Origin of the sequence: Paenarthrobacter sp. R1 (assembly GCF_030264015.1) — a bacterium.
Lineage (GTDB): Bacteria > Actinomycetota > Actinomycetes > Actinomycetales > Micrococcaceae > Arthrobacter > Arthrobacter ureafaciens.
This window is the reverse complement of the sequence record NZ_CP127115.1, coordinates 20,276-35,131: the sequence shown is the minus strand read 5'-3', so window position 1 is coordinate 35,131 and position 14,856 is coordinate 20,276. Positions and strand designations below refer to the sequence as shown.

At 63.7% G+C, this 14,856-nt stretch carries 14 protein-coding genes; 13 read left to right on the top strand and 1 reads right to left on the bottom strand.

Annotated features, from left to right (window positions below):
- Positions 1 to 13 precede the first annotated feature (13 nt).
- The 6 genes from aroC to nusB all read left to right on the top strand — a co-directional run bounded on the left by aroC (position 14) and on the right by nusB (position 4,523).
- Positions 14 to 1,213 carry a chorismate synthase gene (gene aroC / locus QN084_RS00160; RefSeq protein ID WP_021470607.1) on the top strand — a complete coding sequence of 400 codons (1,200 nt, stop codon included), beginning with the start codon at positions 14 to 16 and terminating at the stop codon, positions 1,211 to 1,213.
- Positions 1,214 to 1,269: 56 nt separating this feature from the next.
- Entirely contained in the window at positions 1,270 to 1,779 is a 510-nt protein-coding gene (locus QN084_RS00155; RefSeq protein ID WP_225740021.1) for a shikimate kinase, read from the top strand.
- Complete coding sequence (gene aroB, locus QN084_RS00150) at positions 1,776 to 2,867, top strand: 3-dehydroquinate synthase (protein WP_062096928.1); 1,092 nt, start codon at positions 1,776 to 1,778, stop codon at positions 2,865 to 2,867. The genes QN084_RS00155 and aroB overlap by 4 nt, the downstream gene beginning before the upstream one ends.
- Positions 2,864 to 3,385, top strand: coding sequence for a tetratricopeptide repeat protein (locus QN084_RS00145; protein ID WP_021470604.1), 522 nt, complete (start codon positions 2,864 to 2,866; stop codon positions 3,383 to 3,385). Before aroB ends, QN084_RS00145 begins: the two co-directional genes overlap by 4 nt.
- 164 nt (positions 3,386 to 3,549) lie before the next feature.
- The gene (gene efp / locus QN084_RS00140) at positions 3,550 to 4,113 is read left to right on the top strand and encodes an elongation factor P (protein WP_021470603.1); all 564 of its coding nucleotides are present in this window, start codon (positions 3,550 to 3,552) and stop codon (positions 4,111 to 4,113) included.
- Positions 4,113 to 4,523 carry a transcription antitermination factor NusB gene (gene nusB, locus QN084_RS00135; protein ID WP_021470602.1) on the top strand — a complete coding sequence of 137 codons (411 nt, stop codon included), beginning with the start codon at positions 4,113 to 4,115 and terminating at the stop codon, positions 4,521 to 4,523. The genes efp and nusB overlap by 1 nt, the downstream gene beginning before the upstream one ends.
- A gap of 82 nt (positions 4,524 to 4,605) precedes the next feature.
- Here the strand turns inward: nusB and QN084_RS00130 are convergent, their stop codons facing one another.
- The gene (locus tag QN084_RS00130; RefSeq protein ID WP_170828604.1) at positions 4,606 to 5,859 is read right to left on the bottom strand and encodes a PrsW family intramembrane metalloprotease; all 1,254 of its coding nucleotides are present in this window, start codon (positions 5,857 to 5,859) and stop codon (positions 4,606 to 4,608) included.
- 154 nt (positions 5,860 to 6,013) lie between these two features.
- Here QN084_RS00130 and pyrR point away from each other — a divergent pair, with 154 nt between their 5' ends.
- The 7 genes from pyrR to pyrF are packed head-to-tail and all read left to right on the top strand — an operon-like array spanning position 6,014 to position 14,843.
- Positions 6,014 to 6,598, top strand: coding sequence for a bifunctional pyr operon transcriptional regulator/uracil phosphoribosyltransferase PyrR (gene pyrR, locus QN084_RS00125; protein WP_069694558.1), 585 nt, complete (start codon positions 6,014 to 6,016; stop codon positions 6,596 to 6,598).
- Entirely contained in the window at positions 6,595 to 7,605 is a 1,011-nt protein-coding gene (locus QN084_RS00120) for an aspartate carbamoyltransferase catalytic subunit (RefSeq protein ID WP_021470599.1), read from the top strand. Before pyrR ends, QN084_RS00120 begins: the two co-directional genes overlap by 4 nt.
- Positions 7,605 to 8,960, top strand: coding sequence for a dihydroorotase (locus QN084_RS00115; protein ID WP_069694557.1), 1,356 nt, complete (start codon positions 7,605 to 7,607; stop codon positions 8,958 to 8,960). Before QN084_RS00120 ends, QN084_RS00115 begins: the two co-directional genes overlap by 1 nt.
- Complete coding sequence (locus tag QN084_RS00110; protein WP_083262072.1) at positions 8,960 to 9,481, top strand: PH-like domain-containing protein; 522 nt, start codon at positions 8,960 to 8,962, stop codon at positions 9,479 to 9,481. The genes QN084_RS00115 and QN084_RS00110 overlap by 1 nt, the downstream gene beginning before the upstream one ends.
- Positions 9,462 to 10,709 carry a glutamine-hydrolyzing carbamoyl-phosphate synthase small subunit gene (gene carA, locus QN084_RS00105; RefSeq protein ID WP_031215971.1) on the top strand — a complete coding sequence of 416 codons (1,248 nt, stop codon included), beginning with the start codon at positions 9,462 to 9,464 and terminating at the stop codon, positions 10,707 to 10,709. The genes QN084_RS00110 and carA overlap by 20 nt, the downstream gene beginning before the upstream one ends.
- Entirely contained in the window at positions 10,709 to 14,017 is a 3,309-nt protein-coding gene (carB, locus tag QN084_RS00100) for a carbamoyl-phosphate synthase large subunit (protein ID WP_021470595.1), read from the top strand. The genes carA and carB overlap by 1 nt, the downstream gene beginning before the upstream one ends.
- Positions 14,010 to 14,843: an orotidine-5'-phosphate decarboxylase gene (gene pyrF, locus QN084_RS00095; protein ID WP_069694556.1), complete on the top strand. Its 834-nt coding sequence runs from the start codon at positions 14,010 to 14,012 to the stop codon at positions 14,841 to 14,843. The genes carB and pyrF overlap by 8 nt, the downstream gene beginning before the upstream one ends.
- The last annotated feature ends 13 nt before the right edge of the window (positions 14,844 to 14,856 follow it).

Genomic DNA, 14,856 nt, shown 5'->3' with positions numbered 1-14,856 from the left:
CAGGATTGGTTATATGTTGCGTTGGTTGACAGCCGGTGAATCCCACGGTCCGGCTCTGATCGGAATTGTTGAAGGCGTGCCGGCCGGTGTTGAACTCACCAGCGGGCAGATCCGTGACGCCTTGGCCCGCCGTCGGCTTGGCTACGGCCGCGGTGCCCGCATGAAGTTCGAGCAGGATGAAGTAACGATCGTCGGCGGTGTCCGCCACGGCATCACCCAGGGCGGTCCGGTTGCCATCCAGGTCGGCAATACCGAATGGCCCAAATGGGAACAGATCATGTCGGCCGACCCCGTGGACGCCGGGCTTCTGGCGGACCAGGCACGCAATGCGCCCCTGACCCGTCCCCGTCCGGGGCATGCTGACTTCACCGGCATGCAGAAGTACGGCTTCGATGAGGCCCGTCCGGTCCTGGAACGAGCCAGTGCCCGGGAAACGGCCACGCGCGTAGCCCTTGGAACCGTCGCCGCCCAGTTCCTGAAGCAACTGGGAATTGAACTGGTCAGCCACACAGTCTCCATCGCCAGTGTGTCCGTTCCTGAAGGCCGTCCGTTGCCGTCGCCGTCCGATGTCATTGCTTTGGATGCGGATCCGTTGCGTTGCTTTGATCGTGAGACGTCCGACGCCATGGTGGCCGAGGTGGACGCAGCCCATAAGGAAGGCGAGACCCTTGGCGGTGTCGTCGAAGTACTGGCCTACGGACTTCCGCCGGGGTTGGGCAGCTACGTCCATTGGGACCGCCGCCTCGATTCCCGGTTGGCTGCCGCCCTGATGGGCATCCAGGCCATCAAGGGCGTCGAAGTGGGCGATGGTTTCCTCACCGCTGCCCGGCGGGGCTCCGCCGCGCACGACGAGATCGTCAAGGATGAAGACGGCAAGATTGTCCGCCGGACGAACCGTGCAGGTGGCATCGAAGGTGGCATGAGCATCGGCGAGGTACTCCGTGTCCGTGCGGCCATGAAGCCCATTGCGACTGTTCCTCGTGCCCTGCGCACCATCGACGTGAGCACCGGCGAGCCGGCCAAGGCGCATCACCAGCGTTCTGACGTCTGTGCCGTGCCTGCTGCAGGCGTCGTAGCCGAAGCAATGGTGGCCCTGGTGCTCGCGGAAGCCGTCATGGAAAAGTTCGGTGGTGACTCGGTGGCGGAAACCACGCGCAACCTCCAGGGCTACCTGAACAGCATCCCGGCAACCTTGGACTCGGTCGGACGCTAGTGGCTCCCGTCATGGCGGGCGGCACTTTTGCGCGCCCACTTGTCCTCATCGGACCAATGGCGGTAGGGAAGTCAGCCATCGGCCAGCAGTTGGCGCAGCAGCTGGACATACCGTACGTGGATACCGACGCGGTGGTGGTTGCTGCCCATGGCAGCATTGCCGATATTTTCGCGGGTCGGGGAGAGCATGCCTTCCGCGAAATCGAAGCCCGGACTGTGGCAAAGGCCATAGAAGCCGCCAAACAGCGCCAAACCGTCATATCCTTGGGTGGTGGCGCCGTCCTGGATTCCGGGACTCAGCAGTTGCTCGAAGAATGCACTGTTATCTACCTGGAATGTGACGCTGCCACAGTTGCGGACCGGATTGCCAGGAATACGGCAAGGCCACTGCTGCAAGGCGATGCAATGTCCCGTTGGGAAGCGTTGTTTGCCGCGAGGCAGCCCGTCTATGAGCGCCTGGCAGATATCGTCATGGATGTTCGTTCCGGATCCGTAGCGGAAATCGCCCTCCGGCTGGAGGAGCGGCTGCGCGAGCACGCAGCCCTGGAAAAGGAAGCTGAGAAGTGAGCAACGAAGCAACTGTCATCAAGGTCACGGGAGAATCCGCGTCGGAGAACTACGACGTCGTGGTGGGCCGCGGGCTGTTGGAAACGCTGCCCGAAAAGCTGGGGGAGCGGGTTCGCCGGGTCCTGGTGATCCACCCTCGTGCCCTCAGGCTGACCGGCGACACTGTCCGGGACGAACTTGAGTCTGCCGGCTTCACCGCCCTGACGGCCGAAATCCCCGACGCCGAAGAGGGAAAGCACATTCAGGTTGCCGCCTTCTGCTGGCAGGTGCTGGGACAAAACGACTTCACCCGTTCCGACGCGATCGTGGCTGTTGGCGGCGGAGCCGTAACGGACCTCGCCGGTTTCGTAGCGGCTACGTGGTTGCGGGGTGTCAAAGTCATCCACATGCCGACCTCGCTGTTGGGCATGGTCGATGCAGCCGTTGGCGGCAAGACCGGAATCAACACCGCCGAAGGCAAGAACCTCGTGGGCTCCTTCCACCCGCCTGCCGCCGTCCTGGCTGACCTGGATACGCTCCAGACCCTCCCTAGGAACGAACTTGTTTCCGGCATGGCCGAGGTCATCAAGTGCGGGTTCATTGCCGATCCCGCCATCCTTGACCTCCTTGAGAAAAATACGGACGCCGTCACTGATCCCGGGTCCGAGGTGGTCCGTGAGTTGATTGAGCGTGCCATTGCGGTCAAAGCCAACGTGGTGTCGCAGGACCTGAAGGAATCCGGACTCCGGGAGATCCTTAACTACGGCCACACCCTGGGCCACGCGATCGAGCTTGTGGAACGGTACTCCTGGAGGCACGGCGCAGCTGTGTCGGTCGGCATGATGTTCGCGGCAGAGCTGTCGCGCAGCGTTGGCCGCCTTTCAGACGCCGACGCTGACCGCCACCGCACCATCCTGGAAAGTCTTGGCCTGCCGATCACCTACCGCAGGGACCGCTGGCAGGGTCTCCTGGACGGAATGCGCCGGGATAAGAAGTCCCGCGGCGACCTCCTCCGCTTCGTTGTCCTTGATGGCATCGCCAAGCCCGGCATCCTCGATGTTCCGGACACTTCGCTGCTCTTCGCCGCCTACCAGGAGATCGCATCATGACCGCCACTTTGGCTGAAGGCATCAGCGATTGGCCTACTGCCGGATTCCCCGGGGTACGGATGAATCCGGACACGTTGTTGCCGGTGGTTGTCAATGAGGATGCGCTGGAGACGGCGCTGGCTGCCTCGGTGGACCCCGCGGACCGCATCATGGCTTTGCTCCTGGACAACCAGCCCAAGGAAGCAGCCGAATTGTTGGCAGAAGCCCGGTACAAGAATCCCGAGTCGTTCCGCCTCCGAATTTTCGAGGCAGAGGTCCACCGTGCCACCAACCGCATGGACCGGGCGATCCAGCTGTACAAGCAGTTGCTTCATGAAGTGCAGGGCAGCTCAAAAGAGGCCGTCGTCCATCAGTACCTTGGGCGCGCGTACTTCGTCAGCGGCAATGCGCTTGCCGCGTCCGAAGCCTTTGCAAAGGCCCTCGACCTCCGCGTGGCAATGTCCGCCGACGCGGCCTTGATCTACTCCTCGGCAGTGGCCCTGCAACGGGCACGCAATGTCCTGGAGCTCGCTTCCTAAGCATCGTTGTGGAAACCCCGCGCGTGCCGCCCTCCGTTTGCCGGTAGAATGGTTCATGGATTTTTGATAAATACGCGCTGGCCGGCCAATGTGGCGTGCCGGCTTGGCATACGGCTGGAAGCTGGACATCAGCCAGGACCAGTGAAATTAACCAGAGGATACGAGTGGCAACCACAAACGACATCAAGAACGGAACCGTACTGAAGCTCGAGGGCCAGCTCTGGAACGTCATTGAGTTCCAGCACGTCAAGCCGGGCAAGGGCGGCGCCTTCGTTCGAACCAAGATGCGGAATGTTATGTCCGGCAAGGTAGTGGACAAGACGTTCAACGCCGGCCTCAAGATCGAAACCGCAACTGTCGACCGGCGCGACTACCAGTACCTGTACCAGGACGGCGAAGACTTCGTCTTCATGGACACCAGCGATTACGACCAAATCCACGTTTCGGGCGCGACAGTCGGTGACGCCACCAACTTCATGCTTGAGAACCAGATGGTCAACATCGCCATCCACGAAGGCACCCCGCTTTACATCGAGCTTCCGCCGAGCGTCGTGCTGGAGATCACCTACACCGAGCCGGGTCTCCAGGGTGACCGTTCCTCCGCAGGCACCAAGCCTGCAACTGTGGAGACCGGTTACGAGATCCAGGTTCCGCTGTTCGTCGAGCAGGGCACCAAGGTCAAGGTTGATACCCGTGATGGCAGCTACCTGGGCAGGGTCAACGACTAGTGAGTGCCCGCGGTAAGGCCCGTAACAGGGCACTTGAAGTACTTTTTGAGGCTGAGCAGCGCTCGGTTTCAGCTTTTGATGCGCTCAAGGCGCGTCGGGAGAAGACTGACCTTGTTGTGAATCCGTACACGGTCGAAATCGTGGAGGGGGTTGTCTCCATGCAGCCCACCATCGACGAGTTCCTGCAAACCTATGCGCAGGGCTGGACTCTTGAACGCATGCCGGCGGTGGATCGCATCATCCTCCGCATTGGTACGTGGGAACTTCTTTACAACGACGACGTTCCCGATGGGGTCGCTGTGAGCGAGGCCGTAGCCTTGGCGAAGACCATGTCCACGGACGAGTCCCCGGCCTTCATCAACGGTTTGCTGGGCCGCTTGCAGAAGCTCAAGCCGTCGCTGTTGGCGTAAGAACCGATTTACTTCTGCATACTTGGTGCCCCTTGGAATCCGGCCAGTCCGGACTCCAAGGGGCATTCTGCGTTATGAACGGTTACAGGAGCACCGCTGACCGTAGCCCGGGTATCCGGCGCAGCTGTTCAAGTTCATCGTGTTGGTGGACATGGACGTCCCTGCCGCTGAGGATGCGCTGGCGGGTGAAGGCGAGGGACGTCGCCGCCTTGATGAACGCCCGCATCTGTGCGGCCCGGCCGCGTGAGGATGCCCAGCCAAGGGCCTGGCGCCTGCCCCGGGGTGTAGCCAGCATGTCCACCTCCGCCGGCGTGAACCACCCGGCGCGGGCATATTCCAGCAACCGTTGACGGGTCAGTTTTCCTTCGGCCATGCGAAGGAAGACTATTCCAAGGACGGCCACCAGGAAGATGGGGACCTGGACGACGAAGTATTCAACCAGGAATCCCTGGCCCATGCTGTTCCAGCGGTTATGCAGGAACATCGCAGGCAACAGGCCCACGAAGAACGCCAGAACCGCGTACCCCGAGTGCCACTTCCTCGCCGCGAAACCCATGATCAAGCCGGTGGTTCCCGTGAATATTGCGTGCGCAAAAGGAGACATCACGCCGCGGAGGATGAAGATCCGGACAAGGTCGGTCCCGGGGTCGGACGAAGAAGCGATCTCCCGTCCGAAATAGAGGATGTTCTCGGTGAACGCGAAACCCGCGGCGATGGTGAAAGCGAACACGACGCCGTCAACGGGTCCGTCGAAGTACTTCCGGGCGGCGAATATCAACAGGAGGAGTCCCAGCGACTTACTGAACTCCTCGACGATCGGTGCCTGCACGGTGGCCATGAAGTAGCTGTAGGCGTCCTCGCTGGTGGTGGGCGCCGCGAGGGCAAATAGCGGTTGGATCAGGAGCGTCGCCGCAATGGAGACAGCCGCTCCCCACGTGAAGGCAAACCACAGAAGCCGTTTGGGTTCCGGCTCCCAGCGGTCGATCCACCGGACCGTCAGCAGGACTATGGACAGCGGAATCAGCGATGCGATGAAGCCGATGATGAAGCCCGCCAACCCGGTGTTGCCCAGGAGGAACGGAACAACCAGGAGAAGGCTGCCGAAGGCCAGGATGCCGCCGACAAGGAGCAGTGGCAGCAAACCGGCTGAACGGCGCTGCATGCCTTGGGGTGCGACTGCCCACGATTGGTTTCCCAACGGTGCGGGGTTGCCCGGAGCGGGCTGGTAGTTGCCGGGCTGGATGTGGCCGATCCAGGTGGGGTTGGCCCCGGGCTCCACGAACGGCCGGGGATAGGGCCGTTGTCCATCATGGCGGCCTGGTTGGTTGCTGCTCATGGGTCCGAGCCTATGCCACGCCTGTGGTGTGACCTTAAACTCACCCATGGCCACGGACGCGGCAGGTGGCCGGCGCTGTGGCTGTGATAGTTTTGGAAGGCAAATATTCCTTTTTTAATTCCGTCCTGTGAGGCGGGGAAAGGGGAGACGAGCGATGACTGAAGTTACTTCAGCGCAGGTTCCGTCCAGGGTTGTCCTCAACCAGGCGGATATCGATCGTGCGCTCACTCGTATCGCCCACGAGATCCTTGAAGCCAACAAGGGATCCCAGGACCTGGTCCTGCTGGGTATCCCAAGCCGTGGTTATCCCCTGGCTGTCCGGCTGGCCCATAAGATTGCCGCCGCTGATCCTGCCGTCAACGCCGAAACAATAGTGGGCCAACTGGATGTCACTATGTTCCGCGACGACCTCTCGCACCAGCCCACCCGACCCCCGCACCATACACGCCTGCCGCTGTCCGGGATCGATAACAAAGTTGTTGTCCTTATTGACGACGTCCTCTACTCGGGTCGGACCATCCGCGCAGCTTTGGACGCCTTGGTGGACCTCGGGCGCCCCCGCATCGTCCGGCTGGCTGTCCTGGTGGACAGGGGGCACCGTGAACTCCCCATCCGCGCAGACCATGTGGGAAAGAACCTTCCTACGTCGTCCTCGGAGAAGGTCCGCGTACATCTTGAAGAGACCGACTCCGTGAACGGAACTCCGGTCAACGAGGTAGTCATCGAGGCAGGCAAGTGAAGCATCTCCTCTCAACGGAAAACCTCAGCGGCTTCGACGCAATCCGGATACTTGATACGGCCGAGGAAATGTCTGCCGTCGGTGAGCGCGAAGTCAAGAAGCTGCCCGCGTTGCGCGGCAGGACGGTGGTGAACCTCTTCTTCGAAGATTCCACCCGCACCCGCATCTCCTTCGAAGCAGCGGCGAAGCGGCTCTCCGCCGACGTCATCAACTTCGCGGCAAAGGGCTCCTCGGTCTCCAAAGGTGAGTCCCTCAAGGACACCGCACAGACCTTGGCCGCGATGGGTGCAGACGCCGTGGTCATCCGGCACTGGGCTTCCGGAGCGCCGCACCGCCTGGCTGCCACCGACTGGATCGATGCGGCGGTGGTCAATGCCGGTGACGGCACCCATGAACACCCCACCCAGGCCCTGCTGGACGCCTTCACCATGCGCCGCCATTGGTCGCGCATCAAGGGCGTCGCATCCACCGGCGCCGACCTCAAGGGCATGCGCGTCGCGATCGCCGGAGACGTCCTGCACTCCCGCGTGGCGCGTTCAAATGTGTGGCTCCTGCGAACCCTCGGCGCGGAGGTCACCCTCGTGGCACCTCCCACGCTGCTGCCGGTCGGCGTCGAACAGTGGCCCTGCAAGGTCAGCTACAACCTGGACGAGACCCTTGAAGCAGGTGTCGACGCGATGATGATGCTCAGGGTCCAGGGGGAGAGGATGAATGCGTCCTTCTTCCCGTCCACCCGTGAATATTCCCGCCGTTGGGGCTTTGACGACGCCCGCCTGCGGACGCTGGACGACCTCGGCATGAAGGACACCATCATCATGCACCCCGGTCCCATGAACCGCGGCCTGGAAATCTCGTCCGCCGCGGCGGATTCACCCCGTTCCACCGTGCTCGCCCAGGTCCGGAACGGCGTATCGGTCCGCATGGCCGCCCTGTACTTGTTGCTTTCGGGGGATTCCCGTGAAGCGACCGCCCCCGTAAGCAACCAGCCCACCAAGGAGAACAACTGATGGCCGCGAACACGTACTTGATCCGCGGAGCCGCCATCCTGGGCGGTGCAGCCGAGGACCTCCTGATCCGGGACGGCGTCATCGCGGCCAGGGGCAACGGACTTGCTGCCGGGGATGCCACGGTCATCGACGCCGCAGGCCTGATTGCGCTGCCCGGCATGGTTGATGTCCACACCCACCTTCGCGAACCGGGCCGGGAAGATGCGGAGACCGTCGAAACCGGTACCCGTGCGGCCGCGTTGGGTGGTTTCACCGCCGTCCACGCCATGGCGAACAGCAATCCGGTGGCCGACACCGCCGGTGTGGTGGAGCAGGTCCACAGCCTGGGAAGGGCATCGGGCTGGGTGGACGTACGGCCCGTCGGCGCAGTGACGGTGGGACTCGCCGGGGAGCAACTCGCCGAACTCGGTGCCATGGCCGACTCCCGCGCCCAGGTGCGCATGTTCTCTGATGACGGAATCTGCGTGCATGATCCCGTCCTGATGCGCCGCGCGCTGGAATACGTCAAGGCGTTCGACGGCGTGGTGGCCCAGCACGCGCAGGAACCCCGCCTGACCGCCGGGGCACAAATGAACGAAGGCGCCGTTTCGGCTGTCCTCGGGCTGGCCGGCTGGCCGGCGGTAGCCGAGGAAAGCATCATTGCCCGCGATGTACTGCTGACCCAGCACGTCGGTTCCCGCCTGCACATTTGCCACGTCTCCACTGCGGGAAGCGTTGAAATCGTGCGCTGGGCCAAGGCCCGCGGCATCAATGTCACTGCCGAGGTCACCCCGCACCACCTGATCCTGACCGATGAACTGGTCCGCAGCTACGACCCCGTCTACAAGGTGAACCCGCCGCTGCGCACGGACGCGGATGTGCAGGCACTTCGGGAGGGCCTTGCCGACGGGACCATCGATGTGGTGGGCACCGATCACGCACCGCACCCCAGCGAGCACAAGGAATGCGAGTGGGCCCAGGCCGCCATGGGCATGACCGGGCTGGAAACTGCGCTGTCCGTAGTCCAGGAGACCATGATCGAAACCGGCCTCATGACGTGGGCGGATTTTGCCAGGGTCACATCCTTCACTCCGGCCCGCATCGGCAGGGTGGCGGACCAGGGCCGTCCGTTGGAGGCCGGGGAGCCGGCCAACGTCATCCTGGTGGACCCGGCTGCGCGCTGGACCGTTGATCCCCATAAGATGGCAACCATGGGCCGCAATTCACCGTTCACGGGCAGGGAACTGCCCGGTTCCGTGGTGGCAACCTTCTTCAAAGGACACCCGACCGTCCTCAACGGCCGGCTCAACACCCCGTACCGCTACACCGAAACCGTTCCGGCCCCGGATTCCACCGGGGCAGTCAGCGGCGCCTAGTGGACACCCAACTGCTCTCGGCGCTCGTCACCGCAGGCTTGATCGCAGTCGCCCTGGCCATGATCGGCCTGGGGTGGCGGAACCGCCTCCGACGACAATCCGACGTCGAACGCCTTCCGGAAGTGCCACGGCAACTGACGCCGGCCACAGAGGTGGCCGACGGTCAGTACGTCAGCACCACCACGGCCGGTGACTGGCTGGACCGCATCGCTGTCCAAGGCCTTGGAATCCGGACCAACGCGGAACTGAGCGTTCACGCCGAAGGCGTGTTGTTCGACCGCCCCGGAGCAGCCCCGGTGTTCATACCGCGGGAAGCCCTGACTGACAGCCGCTCGGCCTCCGGGATGGCAGGGAAGTTCGTCGAAAAGGACGGGCTCCTTGTTATCAGCTGGAAACTGGGCAGCCGTGAACTGGACACAGGATTCAGGTCGAGGAACTCCGCCGACCAGGACCGCCTCCGCCAAGCCATACAAGAATTGACCTCCGCAGCCCCTCAGGCAGATGCCGATAGTGGAAAGTAATAAAGTGACGGACAGTAACGCAGCCACCTCACCAACCCCCTCAGCAGCCGTATTGGTGCTGGAAGACGGCCGTATTTTCCGCGGCCGGAGCTACGGCGCCCAGGGCACCGCGCTCGGCGAAGCGGTCTTCGCCACCGGCATGACCGGTTACCAGGAGACCATCACCGATCCCTCCTACGCCCGCCAGCTCGTGGTGCAAACTGCGCCGCACATCGGGAACACCGGCGTCAACGGCGAGGACGCCGAATCGCGCAAGATCTGGGTTGAGGGCTACGTCGTCCGCGACGCCGCACGACGCCCGTCCAACTGGCGGTCCGAGCGGAGCCTCGACGAAGAACTCGTCGCCCAAGGCATCGTCGGCATCCAGGGCGTTGACACCCGTGCGATCACCCGGCATCTCCGCGAGCACAAGACCATGCGCGCCGGGATCTTTTCCGGCGAAGCCGCCAACGCGTCCGACAAGGAACTGCTGGATACCGTGCTGGCAAGCGCCCCCATGGAAGGCTCGGCGCTTGCCGAAGAGGTAAGCATCGACGAAGCCTACGTGGTGGACCCCAAGGACCACGGTTGGGAGGGCGAACCGCGGTTCTCCATTGCCGCCGTCGACCTCGGTATCAAGGCGATGACCCCCGTCCGGTTCGCCGAGCGCGGCGTGCGGGTGCATGTCCTGCCGGCAACCGCCACGCTCGAGGACGTCAACGCCCTCAACCCCGACGGTTTCTTCATGTCCAACGGCCCCGGGGACCCCGCCACTGCCGACCACCAGGTCAAGTTGCTGCGCTCCGTCCTGGACGAGAAGCTGCCGTACTTCGGCATCTGCTTCGGAAACCAGATCCTGGGGCGCGCCCTTGGGTTCGGAACCTACAAGCTGCGGTACGGCCACCGCGGCATCAACCAGCCGGTGATGGACCGCCGCACGGGCAAGGTGGAAATCACCTCACAGAACCACGGCTTCGCTGTTGATGCGCCCTTGAACGGCGCCACCGTGGCACCCGAAGAGCGCTACGGCCGGGTGGAAGTCAGCCACGTCTCGCTGAACGACGACGTCGTTGAGGGACTCGCCTGCCTCGACATCCCTGCGTTCTCGGTCCAGTACCACCCCGAAGCGGCCGCAGGGCCGCACGATGCCGCGTACCTCTTCGACCGCTTCATCGACCTCATGGCTGAAACGAAAGCCGGCGGCGCCACCGCAACCAAGAACCAAAACAAGACTGAGGACAACAAGTAATGCCCAAGCGTACAGATCTCAAGAGCGTCCTTGTCATCGGTTCCGGGCCGATCGTCATCGGCCAGGCGGCCGAGTTCGATTACTCCGGCACCCAGGCCCTGCGCGTCCTGAAGGACGAAGGGCTGCGGGTCATCCTGGTCAACTCCAACCCGGCCACCATCATGACGGACCCCGAGTTCGCCGATGCCACCTACGTGGAGCCGATCACTCCCGAGGTGGTCGAAAAGATCATTGCCAAGGAGCGTCCCGACGCCGTCCTGCCCACCCTTGGTGGACAGACGGCCCTGAACACGGCCATCGCCTTGGATAAGAACGGTGTACTGGAGAAGTACAACGTGGAGTTGATCGGTGCGAACATTGCCGCGATCGAGCTCGGCGAAGACCGCGAGAAGTTCAAGGGCGTTGTTGAGCGCTGCGGCGCCGAGTCCGCCCGCAGCCACATCATCCACACCATGGACGAGGCCTTCAAAGCCGCCGAGGACCTCGGCTACCCGATGGTTGTCCGCCCGTCCTTCACCATGGGCGGCCTGGGTTCCGGACTGGCGTACAACGAGGACGACCTCCGCCGGATCGTCGGTCAGGGCCTGCAGTACAGCCCCACCACCGAGGTGCTGCTCGAAGAGAGCATCCTTGGCTGGAAGGAATACGAGCTTGAGATGATGCGGGACAAGAACGACAACGTCGTTGTTGTCTGCTCCATCGAGAACTTCGATCCCGTGGGCGTCCACACCGGCGATTCCATCACGGTGGCCCCGGCCCTCACGCTGACGGACCGCGAGTACCAGAAGCTGCGCGACGTCGCCATTGCCGTGATCCGTGAGGTGGGCGTGGACACGGGTGGCTGCAACATCCAGTTCGCCATCAACCCGGATACCGGACGCGTCGTCGTCATCGAGATGAACCCGCGCGTGTCGCGTTCCTCGGCCCTGGCATCGAAGGCCACCGGCTTTGCCATCGCCAAGATCGCCACCAAGCTTTCCCTCGGCTACACGCTGGACGAAATCCCCAACGACATCACGCAGAAGACCCCGGCGTCGTTCGAGCCGACGCTGGACTACGTCGTCGTCAAGGTTCCGCGTTTCGCTTTCGAAAAGTTCCCGGCAGCCGACAACACGCTGACCACCACCATGAAGTCCGTGGGCGAGGCCATGGCCATGGGCCGCAACTTCACAGAAGCCCTGCAGAAAGCCCTGCGTTCCCTGGAACAGAAGGGTTCGCAGCTGGACTTCAGCTCCGTGCCCGAATATGAGGTCGCCGAACTCATTGAGAAGGCCAAGCGTCCCACCACCGAACGCCTGTACCAGGTGCAGCGGGCGCTCCTCGGGGGTGCCACCGTGGAGGAACTCTACGAAGCCACCAAGATCGACCCCTGGTTCCTTGACCAGCTGCAGCTGCTCAACGAGACCGCGCACGGGATCCGCAAGGCCGGTGTCCTCAGCGAGGACATGCTCCGCAACGCCAAGCGCCACGGTTTCTCCGATGAGCAGATCGGTGCCCTGACGCACAACTCCGAGGCCGTCGTCCGCGGCGTCCGCCAGGCACTGGGCATCCGTCCCGTCTACAAGACCGTCGACACCTGTGCAGCCGAATTCGCGGCCTACACGCCGTACCACTACTCGGCATATGACGAGGAAGATGAAGTGAGCCTGCACGCCAAGCCCTCGGTGATCATTCTCGGTTCCGGGCCCAACCGCATCGGCCAAGGCATCGAGTTCGACTACTCCTGCGTCCACGCCTCCATGGCGCTGCGCAAGGCCGGATACGAGACCGTCATGGTCAACTGCAACCCGGAGACGGTCTCCACCGACTATGACATCTCCACCCGCCTCTACTTCGAACCCCTGACCCTCGAGGACGTGCTGGAGGTCATCGCGGCCGAGGAACGCACCGGCGGCGTCATGGGCGTCTTTGTCCAGTTGGGTGGCCAGACCCCGCTGAAGCTTGCCCAGCAGCTTGCTGACGCGGGCGTGCCGATCCTGGGCACTTCCCCGGAAGCGATTGACCTTGCCGAGCACCGCGGTGCCTTCGCCCGCGTCCTGGACGAAGCCGGCCTGACGTCCCCCAAGAACGGCACCGCCGTTTCCTTCGAGGACGCCAAGAAGATCGCCGACGAGATCGGCTACCCGGTGCTGGTCCGTCCGTCCTACGTCCTGGGCGGCCGCGGCATGGAGATCGTTTACGACGAGGCCAACCTCTCCCGCTACATTGCCAACGCCACGGAGATCACCACGGACCACCCCGTGCTGATCGACCGGTTCCTGGAGGACGCCGTCGAAATCGACGTCGACGCGCTCTTCGATGGAACGGACATGTACCTTGGCGGCATCATGGAGCACATCGAAGAAGCCGGTATCCACTCCGGTGACTCCGCTTGTGTCCTGCCTCCGATCACCCTGGGCAACAACGTGATCGAGCGGGTCCGGACCGCTACCCGCGCCATCGCCGAGGGCGTCGGCGTGCGCGGCCTCATCAACATCCAGTTCGCCCTGGCCTCCGACGTCCTGTACGTCCTGGAAGCCAACCCGCGTGCCTCCCGCACCGTCCCGTTCGTCTCCAAGGCGACGGGCGTGCAGATGGCCAAGGCTGCCGCGCTGATCGGCACCGGCGTGACCATCAACCAGCTCCGCAGCGCCTACAAGATGCTGCCGGAAACCGGCGATGGCTCCACCCTGCCCCTGGATGCTCCGGTAGCCGTGAAGGAAGCCGTGCTGCCCTTCAGCCGCTTCCGCACGCCTGAGGGCAAGGTTGTGGACTCGCTGCTCGGCCCTGAAATGCGTTCGACCGGTGAAGTCATGGGCATCGACAAGCACTTCGATACCGCGTTCGCGAAGAGCCAGTCCGGTGCCAACAACGCCCTGCCCACCGAAGGCAAGATCTTCGTGTCAGTAGCCAACCGCGATAAGCGCTCGGTGATCATGGGCGTCAAGCGGCTCTCTGACCTCGGCTTCGAAATCGTCTCCACCGGCGGAACCGCGGACGTCCTGCGCCGCAACGGCATCCAGGCAACGCCGGTCCGCAAGGTGGCCGAGGGAAGCAGCGCAGAGGGTGAAGGCACCATCGCGGACCTTGTCATCGCGGGTGAAATCGACATGGTGTTCAACACCCCGTCCGGCGGCGAAGCCCGCAGTGACGGCTACGAACTCCGTGCGGCCGCGACGTCCATCGGCATCCCGTGCATCACCACGGTGGCGGAGTTCAACGCCGCTGTGCAGGCCATCGAAGCACTCCGTACTTACGAGTGGTCCGTGACCAGCCTGCAGGAGCACGCCGCCAACCTGACCGCCTCTTTGGAAGCTGCACATGCCTGAGTCGTTCGGCTCCCGGCTGTCTGCGGCCATGGAAGCCCGGGGGCCGCTGTGCGTCGGCATCGATCCGCACCCGCAGTTGCTGGGCTCCTGGGGACTGAACGACGACGCCGCGGGTCTGGAGCGTTTCTCGCTCACCGTGGTGGAGGCGGTGGCTTCCCTCGCTGCCGCGGTCAAGCCCCAAGTGGCGCTCTATGAGCGCCACGGGTCGGCCGGCATGGCCGTCCTGGAGCGGACCCTGGCCGCAGCAGCCGAAGCAGGCGTGCTCAGCATCGCCGATGCCAAGCGCGGGGATATCGGATCCACCATGGCGGCCTACGCCGATGCCTGGCTTCGTGACGGATCTTCCCTGGCCGCCGACTCGGTGACGCTGAGCCCGTACCTCGGTTTTGAGTCCCTGCGTCCGGCCTTGGACCTCGCTGCCGAACACGGCAGGGGAGTCTTTGTCCTGGCGCTGACGTCCAACCCTGAGGGCCGGAGCGTCCAGCACGTCGGCGGCGGGGATTCGGTGGCCCGCCGCATCGTGGCTGCAGCTGCTGCGGAGAACCAGCGTTACGAAGAGCCCTTGGGCTCGGTGGGGTTGGTGGTCGGCGCCACCATAGGTTCGGCCCTTGGCGATTTGGACATAGACCTCGGCCCGGTGCGTGGACCGATCCTCGCCCCGGGGCTCGGGGCCCAGGGGGCCACTCCGTCCGATCTGCGGGAGACCTTTGGACAGGCCTACCCGATGGTCTTGGCAACGTCCAGCCGTGGCATCCTGGCTGCAGGTCCGGACATTGCCGCGCTGCAGGCAGCCACCCGGGAAACCCTGGGTGGCTTGCGCGGCTGACCCCCTGCAGGTA

What these genes read in the sequence shown, in the direction of transcription:
- aroC (WP_021470607.1), top strand. Translation starts at nt 14, where the DNA reads ATGTTGCGTTGGTTGACAGCCGGTGAATCCCACGGTCCGGCTCTGATC.
- QN084_RS00155 (WP_225740021.1), top strand. Translation starts at nt 1,270, where the DNA reads ATGGCGGTAGGGAAGTCAGCCATCGGCCAGCAGTTGGCGCAGCAGCTG.
- QN084_RS00145 (WP_021470604.1), top strand. Translation starts at nt 2,864, where the DNA reads ATGACCGCCACTTTGGCTGAAGGCATCAGCGATTGGCCTACTGCCGGA.
- QN084_RS00130 (WP_170828604.1), bottom strand. Translation starts at nt 5,859, where the DNA reads ATGAGCAGCAACCAACCAGGCCGCCATGATGGACAACGGCCCTATCCC.
- pyrR (WP_069694558.1), top strand. Translation starts at nt 6,014, where the DNA reads ATGACTGAAGTTACTTCAGCGCAGGTTCCGTCCAGGGTTGTCCTCAAC.
- QN084_RS00115 (WP_069694557.1), top strand. Translation starts at nt 7,605, where the DNA reads ATGGCCGCGAACACGTACTTGATCCGCGGAGCCGCCATCCTGGGCGGT.
- carA (WP_031215971.1), top strand. Translation starts at nt 9,462, where the DNA reads ATGCCGATAGTGGAAAGTAATAAAGTGACGGACAGTAACGCAGCCACC.
- carB (WP_021470595.1), top strand. Translation starts at nt 10,709, where the DNA reads ATGCCCAAGCGTACAGATCTCAAGAGCGTCCTTGTCATCGGTTCCGGG.
- pyrF (WP_069694556.1), top strand. Translation starts at nt 14,010, where the DNA reads ATGCCTGAGTCGTTCGGCTCCCGGCTGTCTGCGGCCATGGAAGCCCGG.